Origin of the sequence: Thioalkalivibrio sp. ALE31 (assembly GCF_000377405.1) — a bacterium.
Classification (GTDB): Bacteria; Pseudomonadota; Gammaproteobacteria; order Ectothiorhodospirales; family Ectothiorhodospiraceae; genus Thioalkalivibrio.
Map to the genome: position 1 here is coordinate 106920 of NZ_KB905023.1, position 16115 is coordinate 123034.

A 16115-nucleotide genomic window follows, 5' to 3' on the forward strand; every position below is an offset into this window, starting at 1 on the left:
GTTCAACGCAGCCCTCCACACTCGAAACTGGAATCGAGGATGCGCAGGCACAGCTCGTCGAAGTCGATCCCGGCCTGCGCGGCCGCCTTGGGCACCAGCGAGTGATCGGTCATGCCCGGGATGGTGTTCACCTCGATCAGGAAGTTCTCGCCGTGCTCGTCCTGCAGGATGTCCACCCGGCCCCAGCCGCAGCCCTCCAGCGTCGCGAAGGCCGCGATCGCCAGGGACTGCAGCTCCAGAAGCGCGCTCGAATCCAGCGGGGGCGGGCAGACGTAGCCGGTATCATCGGCCTCGTACTTGGCGTGGTAGTCGTAGAACCCACCCGGGGTACGGATCTCCACCACGGGCAGCGGCTCGTTGCCAAGGATCGCGACGGTGTACTCGCGCCCGCGGATCCACTGCTCGGCGAACACCTGGCCCGGCTGCAGCCGGGCCGCCTCGAACGCCGCCGGCAGATCGGCGACGCGATCGACCCGCGTGATGCCGAGGCTGGAGCCCCCGCGGGCCGGCTTCACGATCAGCGGCAGGCCCAGGGCCTCGGCGACCGCCTCCGGATCGAAACCGGGTGTCAGCAGGCGGTAGGGCGCGCTGGGCAGATTGCTGCCCGCCCACAGCCGCTTGCAGGCCAGCTTGTCCATGCCCAGCGCGGAGCCGAGCACGCCGGTCCCGGTGTATGGCACACCCGCCATGTCGAGGCAGCCCTGCAACGTGCCGTCCTCGCCACATTCGCCGTGGAGCACGATAAACACCCGGTCGAAGCCCTCCAGCGCCAGGCAGCGAGCACTCTCGCGGGTCAGGTCCAGCGGGTGGGCATCCACACCCTGGCGCTGCAGAGCCGCCAGCACGGCCTGGCCACTCTGGAGCGAGATGTCGCGCTCGCCGGACCAGCCCCCCATCAGGACCGCGACCCGGCCGTAGTCTTGTGCGCTTCGCTTGCTCATGCCGTTCCCTCGCTTGTCTCGTTCGCACCCGCGGCGCGGCCCAGCACCCGGACCTCCGGCTCCAGGTGCACCCCGAAGCGCCGCTCCACTTCGTCCTGGGCATGGCGCAACAGCCATTCGATATCGGCGGCGCGGGCCGTCCCGTCGTGGGTGATGAAATTGGCGTGCTTGGGCGAGATCTCCGCCGCGCCGCGGCGCAGGCCCTTCAACCCGGCCGCCTCCACCAGACGCGCCGCGTGATCCCCCTCCGGATTACGGAAGACCGAACCGCAGGACGGCAGACCCAGCGGCTGCTTCGCCGAGCGCTCGCGCAGGAGTTCGCGGATGCGTCGGGTTCCGGCTTCGGGGTCGCCCGGGGCCAGCCGCAGCACGCAGCCGGTGAACCATTCGTCTTCCGGGCCCCGGACACTGCGGTAGCCGATGGAGTAACCCGCCGGCGTGCGGGTATGCAGTTCACCGCGCACATCCACCGTGGCCACCGATTCCACCAGCGGCCAGATCTCGCCGCCCCAGGCCCCCGCATTCATGTACAGCGCGCCCCCCACCGTGCCCGGGATGCCGGCCAGGAACTCGGCCCCGACCAGCCCCTCGCGGGCCCCGAAGCGCGCGGCCTGGGCACAGGCCAGCCCGGCGCCCAGCAGGAGACGATCACCGTCCAGACGCCGGCGCTCGTTGAGGACACCCGACAGGTGCACCACCAGCCCCTCGACACCCCCGTCGCGGATCAGCACGTTGCTGCCAAGCCCGAGGAAGGTCACCGGCATCTGCGGGGCGTGGGTCGCGTGGTCGCGCAACGCGGCCACCAGGTCGTCGAGGTCGACCGGCTGGAACAGCCAGTCGGCCGGCCCGCCGACCCGCCACGACGTGAGCCCGGCCAGCGGCACCCGGGCCTGCAGCCGCCCGCGCGGCTCCCCGGCGAACGGCGTCGCCATCGGCTCGATCTCGCGCGCCGCCATCATGTGCCCCCCTCGCCGGACGCGCTCAGCTGTTCGGGGAGCAGACCGGCCAGGCGGCCAATGTCGCCGGCGCCCTGGGCAATGACCACGTCATCCGCGCGCAGCATGCGCCCGAGGACATCGACGACGTCGTCGGCCCGCTCGACAAACACCGGTTCGACCTGACCGCGCAAGCGGATGGCCCGCGCCAGGCTGCGGCCGTCGGCACTGGGGATCGGCTCCTCGCCGGCGGCATACACCTCCAGCAGGATCAGCACATCGGTCTCTGACAGCGCCTCGACAAAGTCCTCGAACAGGTCGCGCGTGCGGGTATAGCGATGCGGCTGGAAGATCGTGATGCGCCGCCGATCCGGCCAGGCATCGCGCGCGGCGGCCTGAGTCGCGGCGATCTCCCGCGGGTGATGGCCGTAGTCGTCGACCAGGGTCACCGGGCCGCTGGGGGCCTGCCAGGACTGGACCTGGAAGCGCCGGCCGATGCCCTGGAAACGCTCCAGCGCGGCCTGGATCGCGGTCGGCGCCACCTCCAGCTCGTGCGCGACCGCCGCCGCGGCCAGGGCGTTCAGCACGTTGTGGCGGCCGGGCAGGTTGAGGGTCACGGGGAATGCGGCCTGCCCCGGCAGGGCCAGATCGAAATACATGCGCACGCCTTCCTGGCGCACATTCAGGGCGCGCACGTCGGCCGGCTGCTCGATGCCGTAGGTCAGGCGCGGGCGCTCCAGTTCCGGATACAGGTCGCGCACCTGCGGGTCGTCCGCGCACAGCACGGCGATGCCGTAGAACGGCAGGTGATGCAGGAACTCGAGGAAGGTGGCGCGCAGCTTGCCGAAGTCGTTGCCATAGGTCCCCAGGTGATCGGCATCGATGTTGGTCACGATGCTGATCATTGGCTGCAGATGGAGGAACGAGGCATCGCTCTCGTCGGCCTCGGCCACGAGGTAGTCACCGGCCCCGAGATTGGAGTGACTGGCCGTGCTGTTCAGGCGCCCGCCGATCACAAAGGTCGGATCCATGCCCGCCTCCGCCAGGACACTGGCGACCAGGCTGGTGGTGGTCGTCTTGCCGTGGGTGCCGGCCACCGCGATGCCGTAGCGAAAACGCATCAGCTCGGCGAGCATTTCCGCGCGGCGCACAATCGGGATACCCCGACGACGGGCCTCCTGGACCTCTGGGTTGGACGGGTTGATCGCGCTGGAAACCACCAGCACGTCCGCGTCCGCCACGTTCGCCTCGGTATGGGCCGCCACCACCGGGATGTCCATCGCCTTCAGGCGCTCGACCATCGCCGACTGCCCCAGGTCGGAACCGGAAACCCGGTAACCCAGCTGGTGCAGGACCTCGGCGATCCCGCTCATGCCGGAACCCCCGATCCCGACGCAGTGGATCCGGCGGATGCGGCGCATTGCGTGACGGGGCAGGCGCGTGGCGTTCATGACGATCCCTCCGGGCGGGCACCCGCCATCTCCATGCAGGCGTCGGCCAGGCGCTGCACCGTGTCCGGGCAGGCCTGCTCGCGCGCCAGGACCGCGCGGGCCCGCAGGGCCTCGCGATCCAGCGGCCCGACCCGGTCAAAGATGGCCCGGGCCGTCAGTTCGGCATCCGCGATCATCCAGGCCGCGCCCGCGCGCACCAGGGCCTCGGCGTTCGCGGTCTGGTGGTCATCCACCGCATGCGGATAGGGGACGAAGATCGCCGGCACCCCGGCGGCGGCCACCTCGGTCACGGTCAGGGCCCCGGCGCGACAGATCACCAGGTCCGCCCAGGCGTAAGCGGCGGCCATGTCCTCGATAAAGGCGGAGATCTCGGCCGCCAGCCCGGCTTCGGCGTAGGCGGACCGGGCCTCCTCCAGGGTGCGTTCGCCGGCCTGGTGGCGGATGTTCAGGGGCTGTTGCGCCGCCACCATCGCCAGGCCCGCGGGCAGGGTCCGATTAAGAGAGCGCGCGCCCAGGCTGCCCCCCAGGACCAGGATGTTCAGCGGGCCTTCGCGCTCGTCGAAGCGGACCTCCGGAACGGGCAGGCCGGCGATCTGCGCGCGCACCGGGTTGCCCACGACCGTGACCGCCACCCGTTCGGGAAAACTGTGCTCGAAGCCGGAGTACACCCGGTCGGCGACCTTCGCCAGCCAGCGGTTGGTCAGGCCGGCCACCGCGTTCTGTTCGTGGATCGCCAGGGGGCGCCCCAGCGCGGCCGCCATCAGGCCGCCGGGCCCGGCCGCGAAGCCGCCGAAACCGATCACGGCGTCCGGGCGCAGGCGCGTCATCAGGCCCAGCGCCGCCCACAGCGACAGACCCAGCCGCCACGGCGCCAGCGCCAGTCCGATCACGCCCTTGCCGCGAATCCCGGCGATGGGGAGGGTTGTCAGTTCGATGCCGGACTCCGGTACCAGCCGCGCCTCCACGCCGCGGGTGGTACCCAGCCAGCGCACCTCGGCGCCGCGGGCACGCAGCTCCTCGGCCACCGCCAGCCCGGGGAACACGTGGCCTCCTGTGCCGCCAGCCATGATCAGGATGCGCGGGGCGTTCATGCCGCACCTCCCCGCCGGCGACGGGACGGCTGCGCCGCCCGGGGAGCGGGCACCTGGGCCTCGCGGTAGACGCGCATCACCAGGCCGATGGCCGCCAGCGAGACAATCAGCGAACTGCCGCCGTAACTGAGAAACGGCAGGGTCAGCCCCTTGGTCGGGAGCAGCCCCATGTTCACGGCGAGGTTCAGGAAGGCCTGCAGGCCCATCCAGATCGCCACGCCGAACGCCAGATGGGAGGCGAAGGCATGGCCGGCGCGCTCGGCATACAGGCCGATACGGATGCAGCGCCAGACCAGCACCCCGAACAGCGCGATCAGGGCGATAACGCCGACAAAGCCGAACTCCTCGGCAAAGACCGCAAACAGGAAATCGTTGTGCGCCTCCGGCAGGTAGAACAGCTTCTGCACGCTGTTGCCCAGCCCGGCCCCGAACCAGCCGCCGGAACCGATCGCGATCAGCGACTGGGTCAGCTGAAAGCCGGTGGCGAACGGGTCCTGCCAGGGGTCGAGGAAGGCCGTCAGGCGCGCCACGCGGTAGGGTGCCGCGACCGCCACCACCGCCATACCGGCGCCGATCGTGACCCCCAGCGCGGCGAACTGCCACAGCTTGGCACCGGCGAGGAACAGCATGCCCATGCCGATCGCCAGCATGATCGCCGCCCCCCCGAAGTCGGGCTGCAGCAGCATCAGGATGGTGCCCACCCCGAGCACGATCAGCGGACGGATGAAGCCGAGGAAATGCAGGCGCAGCGTCGAGTAGTGGCGCACGATGTAGCCGGCGAGGTACATCACCACCAGCAATTTCACCAGTTCCGCCACCTGCAGGTTGAACATGCCCAGCGGGATCCAGCGGGTCGCCCCGTTCACCGTGCGGCCCACCCCGGGGATCAGCACGGCGATCAGCAGCACCATCACCAGGATCAGCAACCAAGGCCCCGCGCGCTCCCAGCGCGCCAGCGGAACCGACCACAGGAAGGTCGCCACCGCCAGACCGATAGCGGCGAAGATCACCTGGCGCTGGAAGAAGTGCCAGGTATTGCCGAAATAGCGCTCGCCCAACCCCATGGAGGCCGAGGCGACCATCACCAGCCCGATCCCCAGCAGGGTCGCCGCGACCGCCAGCAGAGGCAGGTCCACGTGATCGCGCAGGCCGGCCACCAGGCCGCGATCCGGCAGTCCGAGGCGGCTACTCGAGACACTCATGCCGCGAGCCCCCGCACCGCGCGGGCGAAGTCGTCGCCGCGCGCCTGGTAATTCTCGTACATGTCCAGGCTGGCACAGCCCGGCGACAGCAGCACGGTATCCCCGGGCTCCGCCCAGGCGGCGGCCTGGGCGACCGCGGCGGCCATGTCGTCGACGCGCTGCACCGGCACCACTGATGCCAGGGCGCGGGCGATGGCCGGCGCGTCTTCGCCCAGCAGGACCACCCCGCGGACCTTGCCCGGGATGTAATCCGCCAGCGGGGCGAAGTCCTGGCCCTTGCCCTGCCCCCCGGCAATCAGCACCAGCGGCCCCGGCGTACCGCGCAGCGCGGCCAGGGTGGCGCCCACGTTGGTACCCTTGGAGTCGTTGATGTATGCGACCCCGTCGACCTCGGCAATCCACTGCGAGCGGTGCGGCAGCCCGGGGAACTCGGCCAGCGCCGCCAGTGCGCGGGCCCGGGGCGCGCCTGGCTCCAGCCACGGCCAGGCCAGCGCCAGCGCGGCCAGGGCGTTGGCCCAGTTGTGCTGCCCCCGCAGGCGCAGGCGACCCGTGGCGAGAAGGCCCTCGTCGCCATGCACCAGCTCGGGGCCATCCTCGGGGGCCGGACGCACGCCGAAGTCGACCGCACGCGGCGGGGCGTCGAGACCGAAGGAGATCACCTGCAGGTCCTGCGGCAGCGCGATCTCGCGCAGCCAGGTGTCCTCGCGATTCAGCACGCCGCGCTGGGCGCGATCCAGGATCCGGGCCTTGGCGCGTACATAGGCGTCCAGATCGGCGTAGCGGTCCAGGTGGTCGGGGGAGATATTCAGGATGGCGGCGGCGGCCGGCGCCAATGTGTGGCTGCGCTCCAGCTGGAAGCTGGACAGCTCCAGCACGTACAGATCGGGCGCCGATTCCAGCAGGTCCAGCGCCGGGGTCCCGAAGTTGCCGCCGACCGCGACACGGTAGCCAGCGGCCTGGAGCAGCTCGCCCACCAGGGCGGTCACGGTGCTCTTGCCGTTGGAGCCGGTGATCGCGATCACCGGGGCGGTCGCCTGCTCGGCGAACAGATCGATGTCCCCGATCAGGCGGGCACCGGCCGCCTGCGCCTGCTGCAGGACGGGGTGTTCCAGGGCGACACCGGGCGAGACCACAATTCGGGCGAAGGCCGTGGCATCCAGATCGTCCAGCGGCCCCACCCAGGCGGCGTTCACCCAGTCCGCGCCCGTAGCCAGCGCCGCGGGGGCCGCCCGGGTATCGGTGAGCGCAAACGACTGGCCCTGCGCGCGCAGGAAGCGGGCCACCGACAGTCCGGTCGCCCCCAGGCCCACGATCAGGTTGTCGCCGCTGGCTCGCATCATGGGATCAGCGCACCTTCAGGGTCGCGAGACCGATCAGCACGAACACCACGGTCAGGATCCAGAAACGCACGATCACGCGCGGCTCCGGCCAGCCCTTGAGTTCGAAGTGGTGATGCAGCGGCGCCATGCGGAAGATGCGCCGCCCGGTGAGCTTGAACGAGGCGACCTGCAGCATCACCGACAGCGTCTCCAGCACGAAGATGCCGCCCATGATCAGCAGGACGATCTCCTGCCGGGTCAGGATCGCCAGCATGCCCAGGGCCGCGCCCAGCGCGAGGGCCCCGACATCGCCCATGAATACCTGGGCCGGGTACGTATTGAACCACAGGAACCCGAGCCCGGCGCCGACCAGCGCGGCGGTGAAGATCACGACCTCGCCCACCCCGGGCACCGCCGGGATGCCGAGATAGTCGGCGAACACCGCATGACCCGCCGCGTAGGCAAACACGCCCAGGGCCCCGGCCACCAGCACCGCAGGCATGATCGCCAGGCCGTCCAGCCCGTCGGTGAGGTTCACCGCGTTCGAGGAACCGACCACGACCAGCCAGACCAGCGGGATGAACAACCAGCCCAGACTGAACTGGATGTCCTTGAACACCGGCAGGTAGAACGTGGTCTCTACCGGGCCCTGCGCGGTGTACATGATCACGCCGGCCGCGATCAGGGCGAACAGGGTCTGCCACAGGATCTTGGCGCGCGCCGACAGCCCCTTGCTGTTGCCATAGCGCAGCTTCAGGTAGTCATCCCAGCCGCCGACCGCACCGAACGCGAGGGTCGTCAGCAGCACGAGCCAGACGAAGCGGTTGGTCAGGTCGCTCCAGAGCAGGGTGGCGATGGCCACCGCGACCAGAATCAGCGCGCCGCCCATGGTCGGGGTGCCGGCCTTGGTCAGGTGCGACTCGGGGCCGTCGTCACGGATCTGCTGGCCGACCTTGCCGACAGTGAGGCGGCGAATCATCGCCGGGCCGATCAGCAGCGCGATCGCCAGCGCCGTGACCACCCCGAGGATGGCGCGAACGGTCAGGTACTGAAAGACCGTGAAGCCGGAATAGAACTGGCTCAGGTACTCAGTCAGCGCGTAGAGCATCCGCCACCTCCGGCGCTGCCGAGGCTAGGTCCAGCCCCTCGATGATCCGTTCCATGTGCTGGCTGCGCGAGCCCTTCACCAGCACCGTCGTACCCTCGGCCAGGAGCGCCTCCAGGCGCGCCTGCAATGCGCCGTGATCGGCAAACCATTCGCCACCGTCACCGAACGCCTCGGCACTGTCGCGCGCGGCGTCGCCCAGGGCGAGGCAGTGGTCGATGCCCATGGCCCGGGCCAGCCGGCCCGTTTCGCGATGCAGTTCGCGGGTCTCCGAGCCCAGCTCGCCCATCGCACCCAGCACCAGGATGCGCCGGCCGGGCATAGCCGCCAGCACCTCCAGCCCGGCCCGCAGCGAGTCCGGGTTGGCGTTGTAGCTGTCGTCCCACAGGCGTGCGCCAGTGACGTGCCACAGTTCCTGCAGGCGCCCGCGGACGGGCTTCCACTGCGCCAGGCCCTCGACGATGCGGTCGATCCCGATGCCCACCGCATTGGCCGCGGCGGCCGCGGCAACAGCGTTCGCCGCGAGATGGCGCCCGGGGCCGGCCAGGCGCAGGTCGCGCCCGGCGCCGAGGATCGCCAGCCGCAGCCGGTCCGGGGCCTGCCACATCCCCTCGACCTCGCCGCCGCCCTCCAGCGAGAAGCGCTGGCAGTGGTGGTGCTCGTTCAGGGACAGCCAGTAGTCGGCAAACGGGTCGTCCAGGTTGACCACGGCGGTACCGCCCTGGGCGGGCAGACCGGAGTAGATCTCGGCCTTGGCATGCGCCACGCCCTCGAGGCTCCCGAAGCCCTCCAGATGCGCGCGCCCGGCATTGGTGATCATGGCCACCTGCGGCTCGACCCAGCGCACCATACGGCCGATCTCGCCGGCGTGATTGGCGCCCAGCTCGATCACCGCGTAGTCCACGTCCTGCGGCATGGCCAGCAGCGTCAGTGGCGCGCCGATCTCGTTGTTCAGATTGCCCGCGGTGGCATGCACGGAGCCTGCGCCCTCGAGGATGCAGCGCAGCATCTCCTTGGTGGTGGTCTTGCCGTTCGAACCGGTCAGGGCGATCACCCGCGCCCGGCTCTGGCGGCGCCAGTGGCGGCCGAGTCGCCCCAGGGCCTCCCGCGTATCGGAGACAATGACCTGCGGCTGCGGGACATCCAGGGCGCGCTCCACCAGCAGCACCGGCGCCGGCAGATCGGCGGCCACCTGCGTGTGGGCATCGAAGTTGGGCCCCTTCAGCGCGATAAACAGCGCCCCGGGGCGGGGCTCGCGGGTGTCCGTGAACACGCCCTCGAAGGCCACGTCGCCCGCCCCCTGCAGGCGCCCCTTCACGGCCTCGGCCAGTTCCTGGCTGGTCATGCGAATCATTCTCCCTCCTCCCCGGTCGCGCGCTGCGGGTCGCGCGTGTCCTGCAGATGCCGGCGCCCCACGGTTCGCACCTGCTCGCGGTCGCTGAACGGATACCGCTGCCCGCGAATCTCCTGAGTGGTCTCGTGGCCCTTGCCGGCCACCAGCACCACATCGCCCGCGCCGGCCTCCGCCAGGGCACTGGCGATCGCGGTGGCGCGGTCACCAATCTCGTGGCATTCGGCGGCCGCGGCACAGCCGGCAAGAATCTCGGCTCGGATCTCGGCCGGGTCCTCGCCGCGCGGGTTGTCGTCGGTCACGAAGACCACGTCCGCACGCTCGCAGGCCACCCGTCCCATCGCCGGACGCTTGCCGCGGTCGCGCTCGCCACCGCACCCGAAGACCACGCTCAGGCGTCCCTCGGTGTGAGGCCGCAGGGCGCGCAAGGCGGCGTCCAGCGCCTCGGCGGTGTGGGCATAGTCGACCACCGCCAGGGCCCCGTTGGGCAGCGGGAAGCGCTCCATGCGCCCGGGCACGCCGGGCAGCCGCGCGAGGGCGGCGATGGCCTGTTCACGCTCCAGGCCCAGCGCCTGCAGCGTGGCAAGGGTCGCGAGCAGGTTGCCCACCTGGAACAGGCCGAACAGCGTGGACTGGACCGTGCGGGTCTGGCCCTCGGTCTCGAGCGTGAAGCACAGCCCGTCCGGCGTCGCCGCCACGTCGCGGGCGCGCAGGTCGGCCGGCGCCCCGGTCGCGCTGTAGGTCAGGGCGCGAACACCCGGCGGCAGTCCCCCGGCGATCCGGCGCCCGAAGGCGTCGTCGACATTCAGCACCGCCGTCTGCAGGCCGGGCCAGGCGAACAGGCGGGCCTTGGCCTCGGCATAGGCCTCCTGACTGCCGTGGAAATCGAGGTGGTCGGAACTCAGGCAGGTCAGCACGCCGACCGTGATCGGGGCCCCGGCAAGGCGCCCCTGCGCCAGACCGTGCGAGGAGGCCTCCAGCGCCACGGCCTGGCAACCGGACCCCGCCAGATCCGCCAGATGACGATGCAGATCGAGCACCCCGGGCGTGGTGTGCCCGGTCGCCTCCAGCTGCCCGGGACGCCCAACGCCGAGGGTGCCGATCAGGCCGGTGGGCCGGCCCAGGGCCTCCAGGGCGAGCGCGATCAGGTGGGTCACCGTGGTCTTGCCATCGGTGCCGGTCACCGCCACCAGGGGGGCCGCCTCCGGCCACGCCCCGAACAAAGCGCGCGCCATCTGCGGCAGCCGGTCGCGCAGGCCCGGCACATGGATCAGCGGGACCTCCACGGCGGATTCCGGGGGCTCCCCCTCGTCCCAGAGGATGACCCGGGCGCCACGGGCGGCCGCATCGGCGGCATGCGCCAGGCCGTGCCCGTGGGTGCCGGCCAGGGCCACAAAGGCCGCGCCGGGGCCGACCCGGCGGCTGTCCTGGACCAGGTCGGCGACCGGCAGGGCCGCCTGTTCGGGACGCAGGGACCCGGCGGGCAGCAGATCGCCCAGCACGGGTGCAGCCGCGCCTCGGGTATCGCGGGCGGCCATCATGTGGCCCCCTCGTGTTCCGCCGCCAGGCGCATCGGGATTTCCGGCATCGCGTCCGGGCGCACATTGAACATGCGCAGGGCCGAGCCAACGACCTGCCGGAACACGGGGGCCGCGACGGCCCCGCCGTAGTAGACCCCGGCATCGGGTTCGTCGATCACCACGGCCATCACGAAGCGCGGATCAGAGGCCGGGGCCAGGCCGACAAAACTGGAGAAATAGCGGTCCTCGGTATAGCCACCCGGCCCGCTCTTGCGGCTGGTGCCGGTCTTGCCGGCCACCCGGTAGCCATCGATCGCCGCCTGGCGGGCCGTGCCCTCGGTGCCGATCACGTGCTCCATCATCGCCAGTACCTGGTGCGCGGTGCGCGGGGACATCACCCGCGCCGGTTCGCGCAGGTCGTCGGCGGTGCGCACCAGCCGGACCGGCACGCGCTCCCCGTCGTTGGCGAAGGCGGTGTAGGCGGCCGCCATCTGGAGCGGCGACAGCGACAGGCCGTAGCCATAGCCGAGCGTGGCCTGCTCGACCTCGCGCCAGGTGGTGAAGTCCCGCAGGCGCCCGCGGGCCTCGCCGGGGAAATGGGTGCCCGGCGCCTGCCCGAACCCGGCCTGGTGGAGGGTCTGCCAGAAGCGATCCGCCGGGGTTTCCAGCGCCAGCTGCGTGGCCCCGACGTTGCTGGAGCGGGCAATCAGGGTGGTCAGGTCGATGGTCCCGTAATCGCGCAGGTCACGAACGGTCAGGCGCCCGACACGCATGGTACCGGGGCCTGTCTCCAGCGTGGCGTTGGCATCCACCACCCCGGCATCCAGGGCCGCCGCGACGGTGAAGGGCTTCATCACCGAGCCCGGCTCCATGGTATCGGTGATGGCGCGGTTGCGAGCGCGGTCGGAACGGATGGCACCACGGTTATTCGGATTGAAGCCGGGCTGGTTGACCAGCGCGAGCACCTCGCCGCTGCGGGCGTCCAGCATCACCGCGGAGCCGCCCCGCGCGTTGTGTTCGGCGACCGCGGCCTTCAGCTCGCGGTAGGCCAGGTACTGCAGGCGCTGATCCAGGGTCAGCGCCAGCGTATTGCCGTCCCGCGCGGGGCGAATGCTGGCGACGTCGCGGATGGTGCGGCCGTGGCGATCGCGCAGCACGCGCTTGGCTCCCGGCTGGCCCGAGAGCCACTGATCGAAGGCCAGCTCGACGCCCTCCTGGCCCTGATCGTCGATGTTGGTGTAGCCGAGTACGTGCGACGTCGCCTCGCCGTGCGGATAGTAGCGACGGAACTCGCGGGTCAGCCCCACCCCCTGCATGCGCAGCGCGGCCACGCGTTCGGCCTGTTCCGGCAGCATGTGGCGGCGCAGATAGACGAACTCGCGCGAGGACCGGCTCTCGATCCGCTCCGCCAGCCACGCAGGCTCCACCTCCAGCGCCGCCGCCAGATCCGACCAGCGATCGCGCTGTTCCATCAGGTCCTGCGGATTGGCCCAGGCGGTCTGCACCGGGGCCGAGATCGCCAGCGGTTCACCATGGCGGTCGGTGATCATGCCGCGATGGGCGGACTCGGTCAGGGTACGCACCTGGCGCTGTTCGCCCTGCGAGGTCAGGAAGTCGCGCTCCAGCACCTGCAGGTCGACGGCGCGCAACAGCAACGCGATGCCCGCCAGCGCGAACACGCCGATCACGACCTTCAGGCGACCGCCGCTGATCTGCCGCTTCAGCGCGCCCACACATCACCCCCGATCACCACGATGCGGTCGGAATCCGGCTGGATCATGTCCAGCTGCCGGCGCGCCTGTTCCTCGACCCGGCCCTGGGTCGCCCAGGTCGACTGCTCGATCTGCAACTGCGTCCATTCCAGATTCAGGACATCGCGCTGGGCGAGCGCCTGCTGCTGGTCGACGAAGGCCTGGCGGGCCTCGTGCTTCGCCGCGACGACCCCGATCGCCGAGGCAAACACCCCGGTCGCCAGCGCCACTGCAAGGAGTCCGCGCGCGACCATCAGAGTCGCTCCCCGACACGCAGCACGGCCGAGCGCGAGCGCGGATTAATGCGCTGTTCCTCGCGATCGGCGTGCACCGGCTTGCCGACCGGCCGCAGCTTGCGCTCCGGCTCCTCCGGCATCACCGGCAGGCCCTTCGGCAGCCGCACGTCGGACATCGGCTTGCGCAGGGCCTGCTTCACCATGCGGTCTTCCAGCGAATGAAAGCTGATGACCACCAGCCGCGCGCCGGGCGGCAGGACGTCCGGGATCGTGGCCAACCACTGCTCCAGTTCGGCCAGCTCCCGGTTCACAAAGATGCGCAGGGCCTGGAAGGTGCGGGTCGCCGGGTGCTTGCCCGGCTCGCGCTTCGGCACGGCCCGGCGCACGATCTCGGCCAGCGCGGCGGTGCGGGTGATCGGCGCCTCGGCCCGCGCGGCCGCGATGGCGCGGGCGATACGCCGCGAGTGGCGCTCCTCGCCATAGTGGTAGATCACATCGGCGATCTCGCCCTCGTCGGCGCGCGCCAGCCAGTCCGCGGCGCTCTCGCCACTGGCGGGGTCCATGCGCATATCCAGCGGACCATCATGCTGAAAGCTGAAGCCGCGCTCGGGCGTATCGAGCTGCGGCGAGGACACGCCCAGATCCAGGAACACCCCGTCCGGACCGCGCTCGGGGAAGCGCCGGCGCAACGTGTCCGCCATGGTCGAGAACGGCCCGGCCTCGAAGGCGAAGCGGGGGTCGTCGGCCAGCGCCTCGGCGGACGCCGCGGCTTCCGGGTCGCGGTCCATGGCCAGAAGCCGGCCCTCCGGCCCCAGCCGCTCCAGGATGGCCCGGCTATGGCCACCGCGGCCGAAGGTGCCATCGACATAGAAGCCGTCAGCTCGCACGGCCAGGCCCTCCAGCACCGCGTCGCGCAGCACCGGAATATGGGAGACGGATTCCATGCCCGTCACAACGCGATGGACTCGAGCGCTTCGTCATCCACGTCACCCCCCAGCACCTGGGCGCAGGTCTCCTCCCAGGTGGCCTCGTCCCAGATCTCGAACTTCTTGCCCTGCCCCAGCAGCACGACCCGCTTTTCCAGGCCGGCGTACTGACGCAGGGGAGTGGGCAGCAGCAACCGGCCGCTGCCATCCAGCTCGCATTCGGTGGCGTGACCCACCAGCAGGCGCTGCAGGTTGCGCACCTTGGGATTCATGTTGGGGCGGGACATCAGGTTCTGCTCGATGCGCTCCCATTCCGGAAACGGGTAGAGGAGGAGGCAACGGGAGGGATCAACGGTAATCACCAGCTGGCTGTTGCAGCTCGCAGCGAGGTCGTCGCGATACCGCGCCGGCATGGCCAGGCGGCCCTTCGCATCCAGATTGAGCTGGCTGACGCCTCGAAACATGGCTGGTAGCGGTGGTTACCCACCTTTCCCCACTTTGACCCACTTTTCGACACTATAGGTACGGGCATCCTCCAGAGTCAAGAAAATCGACCCCGAAAAACAAAAAATAAGCGTTGAATCACAGAGACTTAGCGCGACCGACGCGAGGGCGCCGAAAGAGCTGGAAGAAGGGTATTAAAAGCCTTGCGTTGAGGCCCAAACTTCATGCATCACTTTACAAGTTTGCCGCGGACACAGCGGGACCGGCCCGAACCGGCACGGCGGCGGGAGACTCGCAGGTGGGAAAAAGTGGGAGCCGGCCATAAGCCGGGTTCTGTCGTGGACAGTCATTCATCTGGGACGTCCGTCACCGGACGCCTCGTGCAGCCTACCCGGGTGCGATGCGGGCCACACCATGCACCCCTATTTGGCCTTGCTCCGGACGGGGTTTACCCTGCCACGAACTGTTACCAGTCGCGCGGTGCGCTCTTACCGCACCATTTCACCCTTACCTGTGCCCGAAGGCCATCGGCGGTGTATTTTCTGCGGCACTTTCCGTCGGCTCGCGCCGCCCAGGTGTTACCTGGCGTCCTGCCCTGCGGAGCCCGGACTTTCCTCCACATCCGAGGATGCAGCGACTGCCCGGCCGACTCCCGCGCTCCTTGTACGCCGCCCCGCCCCGGAACGCAAGGCTTTTCAGGGGCCTGGCCGCCGACGCCCCCCTTTTGTTCACCACGAAGCACACGAAGGCACGAAGAAGGGCAAGGTCAAAAGCAATGACAGGAAGGCTGGAAGGATAGAAGGGCGTTACTGCTGGCAGGATTGGCCGGACACTCATTGCTACACCGTCCGAGCCCAGTGGGTTCAACCCGCATTCATTCCTTCAAACCTTCGCGACTTCCTGTGAAGCGCCCTTGACCTTGCCCTTCTTCGTGCCTTCGTGTGCTTCGTGGTGAAAACCAAGCCTTAGCTTTGGGCGTCCTTGAGGGCCAGGGCGCGGGCGTAGACGCGGTTGCGTGGCAGGTCGGTCGCATCGGAGAGCAGGCGCGCGGCACGCTTGAGGGGGAGCTCCTGCAGCAGCGCGGTGAGCAGGCGCTCGTGTTCGGCCGCCAGCGGCTCGTCGGCCTCGCCGCCGGTTTCCGGGGCCGGCGCCGCCCCCAGGATCAGGACAAACTCGCCGCGGGTGCGGTTGGCATCCGCATCCAGCCAGGCCGGGAGGTCCGCAGCGACGCCCCGGTAGTGCTCCTCGAACTGCTTGGTCAGCTCGCGCGCCAGGAATACCTCGCGCTCGGGCGCCAGTCCGGCAAGGTCCCCGGCCGCAGCCCGGATACGATGAGACGACTCGAACACGATCGTCGTAACCGGCTGGGCCAGCAGCACCTCCAGCTGCCGCCGACGCGCCCCGGCCGCGTGCGGCAGAAAGCCCTCGAAACAGAATCGGTCGGACGGCAAGCCCGCCACGGCCAGCGCCGCCAGCGGGGCGCTGGGGCCCGGAACGGCCCGCACCGGCGCGCCCACCTCCCGCGCCGCGCGCACCAGACGGAAGCCGGGATCGGACACCAGCGGCGTGCCCGCATCCGAGACCAGGGCCACCGACTCCCCCGCCTGCAATGCCTCGAGCAGCGCCGGGATTCGCTCGGCCTCGTTGTGCTCGTGCAGGCTGACCAGCGGCGTATGCACACCCAGGTGGGCCAGCAGTCCGGCGCTGTGTCGCGTATCCTCCGCGGCAATCCGCTGCACCCGGGCCAGGATCTCGCCCGCACGCGGGCTCATGTCGCCGAGATTACCAATCGGCGTGGCCACTACCCACAACGTGCCCCAGTTCGTTGACACGGCCTGATGCG

General features: G+C 70.3%; 14 protein-coding genes and 1 other RNA gene. All 15 read right to left on the reverse strand.

Annotation, left to right across the window (positions count from 1 at the left end):
* Window positions 1-2 precede the first annotated feature (2 nt).
* The 15 genes from D103_RS0108405 to rsmI all read right to left on the reverse strand — a co-directional run bounded on the left by D103_RS0108405 (window position 3) and on the right by rsmI (window position 16074).
* The gene (locus D103_RS0108405; protein WP_018865655.1) at window positions 3-941 is read right to left on the reverse strand and encodes a D-alanine--D-alanine ligase; all 939 of its coding nucleotides are present in this window, start codon (window positions 939-941) and stop codon (window positions 3-5) included.
* The gene (gene murB, locus D103_RS0108410) at window positions 938-1900 is read right to left on the reverse strand and encodes a UDP-N-acetylmuramate dehydrogenase (protein WP_018876474.1); all 963 of its coding nucleotides are present in this window, start codon (window positions 1898-1900) and stop codon (window positions 938-940) included. The genes D103_RS0108405 and murB overlap by 4 nt, the downstream gene beginning before the upstream one ends.
* On the reverse strand, window positions 1897-3327 hold the full coding sequence (gene murC, locus D103_RS0108415; protein WP_018876475.1) for a UDP-N-acetylmuramate--L-alanine ligase: 1431 nt from the start codon (window positions 3325-3327) through the stop codon (window positions 1897-1899). The genes murB and murC overlap by 4 nt, the downstream gene beginning before the upstream one ends.
* A complete protein-coding gene (gene murG / locus D103_RS0108420) occupies window positions 3324-4418 on the reverse strand; it encodes an undecaprenyldiphospho-muramoylpentapeptide beta-N-acetylglucosaminyltransferase (protein ID WP_018876476.1) in 1095 nt (364 codons plus the stop codon). Before murG ends, murC begins: the two co-directional genes overlap by 4 nt.
* Window positions 4415-5620: a putative lipid II flippase FtsW gene (gene ftsW / locus D103_RS0108425; protein ID WP_019583714.1), complete on the reverse strand. Its 1206-nt coding sequence runs from the start codon at window positions 5618-5620 to the stop codon at window positions 4415-4417. The genes murG and ftsW overlap by 4 nt, the downstream gene beginning before the upstream one ends.
* Window positions 5617-6960, reverse strand: coding sequence for a UDP-N-acetylmuramoyl-L-alanine--D-glutamate ligase (murD, locus tag D103_RS0108430; RefSeq protein WP_018876477.1), 1344 nt, complete (start codon window positions 6958-6960; stop codon window positions 5617-5619). The genes ftsW and murD overlap by 4 nt, the downstream gene beginning before the upstream one ends.
* A 4-nt stretch (window positions 6961-6964) precedes the next feature.
* Window positions 6965-8047 carry a phospho-N-acetylmuramoyl-pentapeptide-transferase gene (gene mraY / locus D103_RS0108435; RefSeq protein WP_018876478.1) on the reverse strand — a complete coding sequence of 361 codons (1083 nt, stop codon included), beginning with the start codon at window positions 8045-8047 and terminating at the stop codon, window positions 6965-6967.
* Window positions 8028-9398, reverse strand: a complete 1371-nt coding sequence (murF, locus tag D103_RS0108440) for a UDP-N-acetylmuramoyl-tripeptide--D-alanyl-D-alanine ligase (protein ID WP_018876479.1) — start codon at window positions 9396-9398, stop codon at window positions 8028-8030. Before murF ends, mraY begins: the two co-directional genes overlap by 20 nt.
* Window positions 9395-10936 (reverse strand): UDP-N-acetylmuramoyl-L-alanyl-D-glutamate--2,6-diaminopimelate ligase, encoded by a 1542-nt coding sequence (locus D103_RS0108445; protein WP_018876480.1) that lies wholly within the window; start codon window positions 10934-10936, stop codon window positions 9395-9397. Before D103_RS0108445 ends, murF begins: the two co-directional genes overlap by 4 nt.
* On the reverse strand, window positions 10933-12648 hold the full coding sequence (locus D103_RS0108450; protein WP_018876481.1) for a penicillin-binding protein 2: 1716 nt from the start codon (window positions 12646-12648) through the stop codon (window positions 10933-10935). The genes D103_RS0108445 and D103_RS0108450 overlap by 4 nt, the downstream gene beginning before the upstream one ends.
* On the reverse strand, window positions 12636-12920 hold the full coding sequence (ftsL, locus tag D103_RS0108455; protein ID WP_018865645.1) for a cell division protein FtsL: 285 nt from the start codon (window positions 12918-12920) through the stop codon (window positions 12636-12638). Before ftsL ends, D103_RS0108450 begins: the two co-directional genes overlap by 13 nt.
* Window positions 12920-13846: a 16S rRNA (cytosine(1402)-N(4))-methyltransferase RsmH gene (gene rsmH, locus D103_RS0108460; RefSeq protein WP_018876482.1), complete on the reverse strand. Its 927-nt coding sequence runs from the start codon at window positions 13844-13846 to the stop codon at window positions 12920-12922. The genes ftsL and rsmH overlap by 1 nt, the downstream gene beginning before the upstream one ends.
* A 5-nt stretch (window positions 13847-13851) precedes the next feature.
* Entirely contained in the window at window positions 13852-14292 is a 441-nt protein-coding gene (mraZ, locus tag D103_RS0108465) for a division/cell wall cluster transcriptional repressor MraZ (protein ID WP_017942776.1), read from the reverse strand.
* A 287-nt stretch (window positions 14293-14579) separates the two neighbouring features.
* An RNA gene (gene rnpB / locus D103_RS13560) (RNase P RNA component class A) lies at window positions 14580-14925 on the reverse strand.
* 312 nt (window positions 14926-15237) lie between these two features.
* Window positions 15238-16074, reverse strand: coding sequence for a 16S rRNA (cytidine(1402)-2'-O)-methyltransferase (rsmI, locus tag D103_RS0108470; protein ID WP_018876483.1), 837 nt, complete (start codon window positions 16072-16074; stop codon window positions 15238-15240).
* Window positions 16075-16115 lie beyond the last annotated feature (41 nt).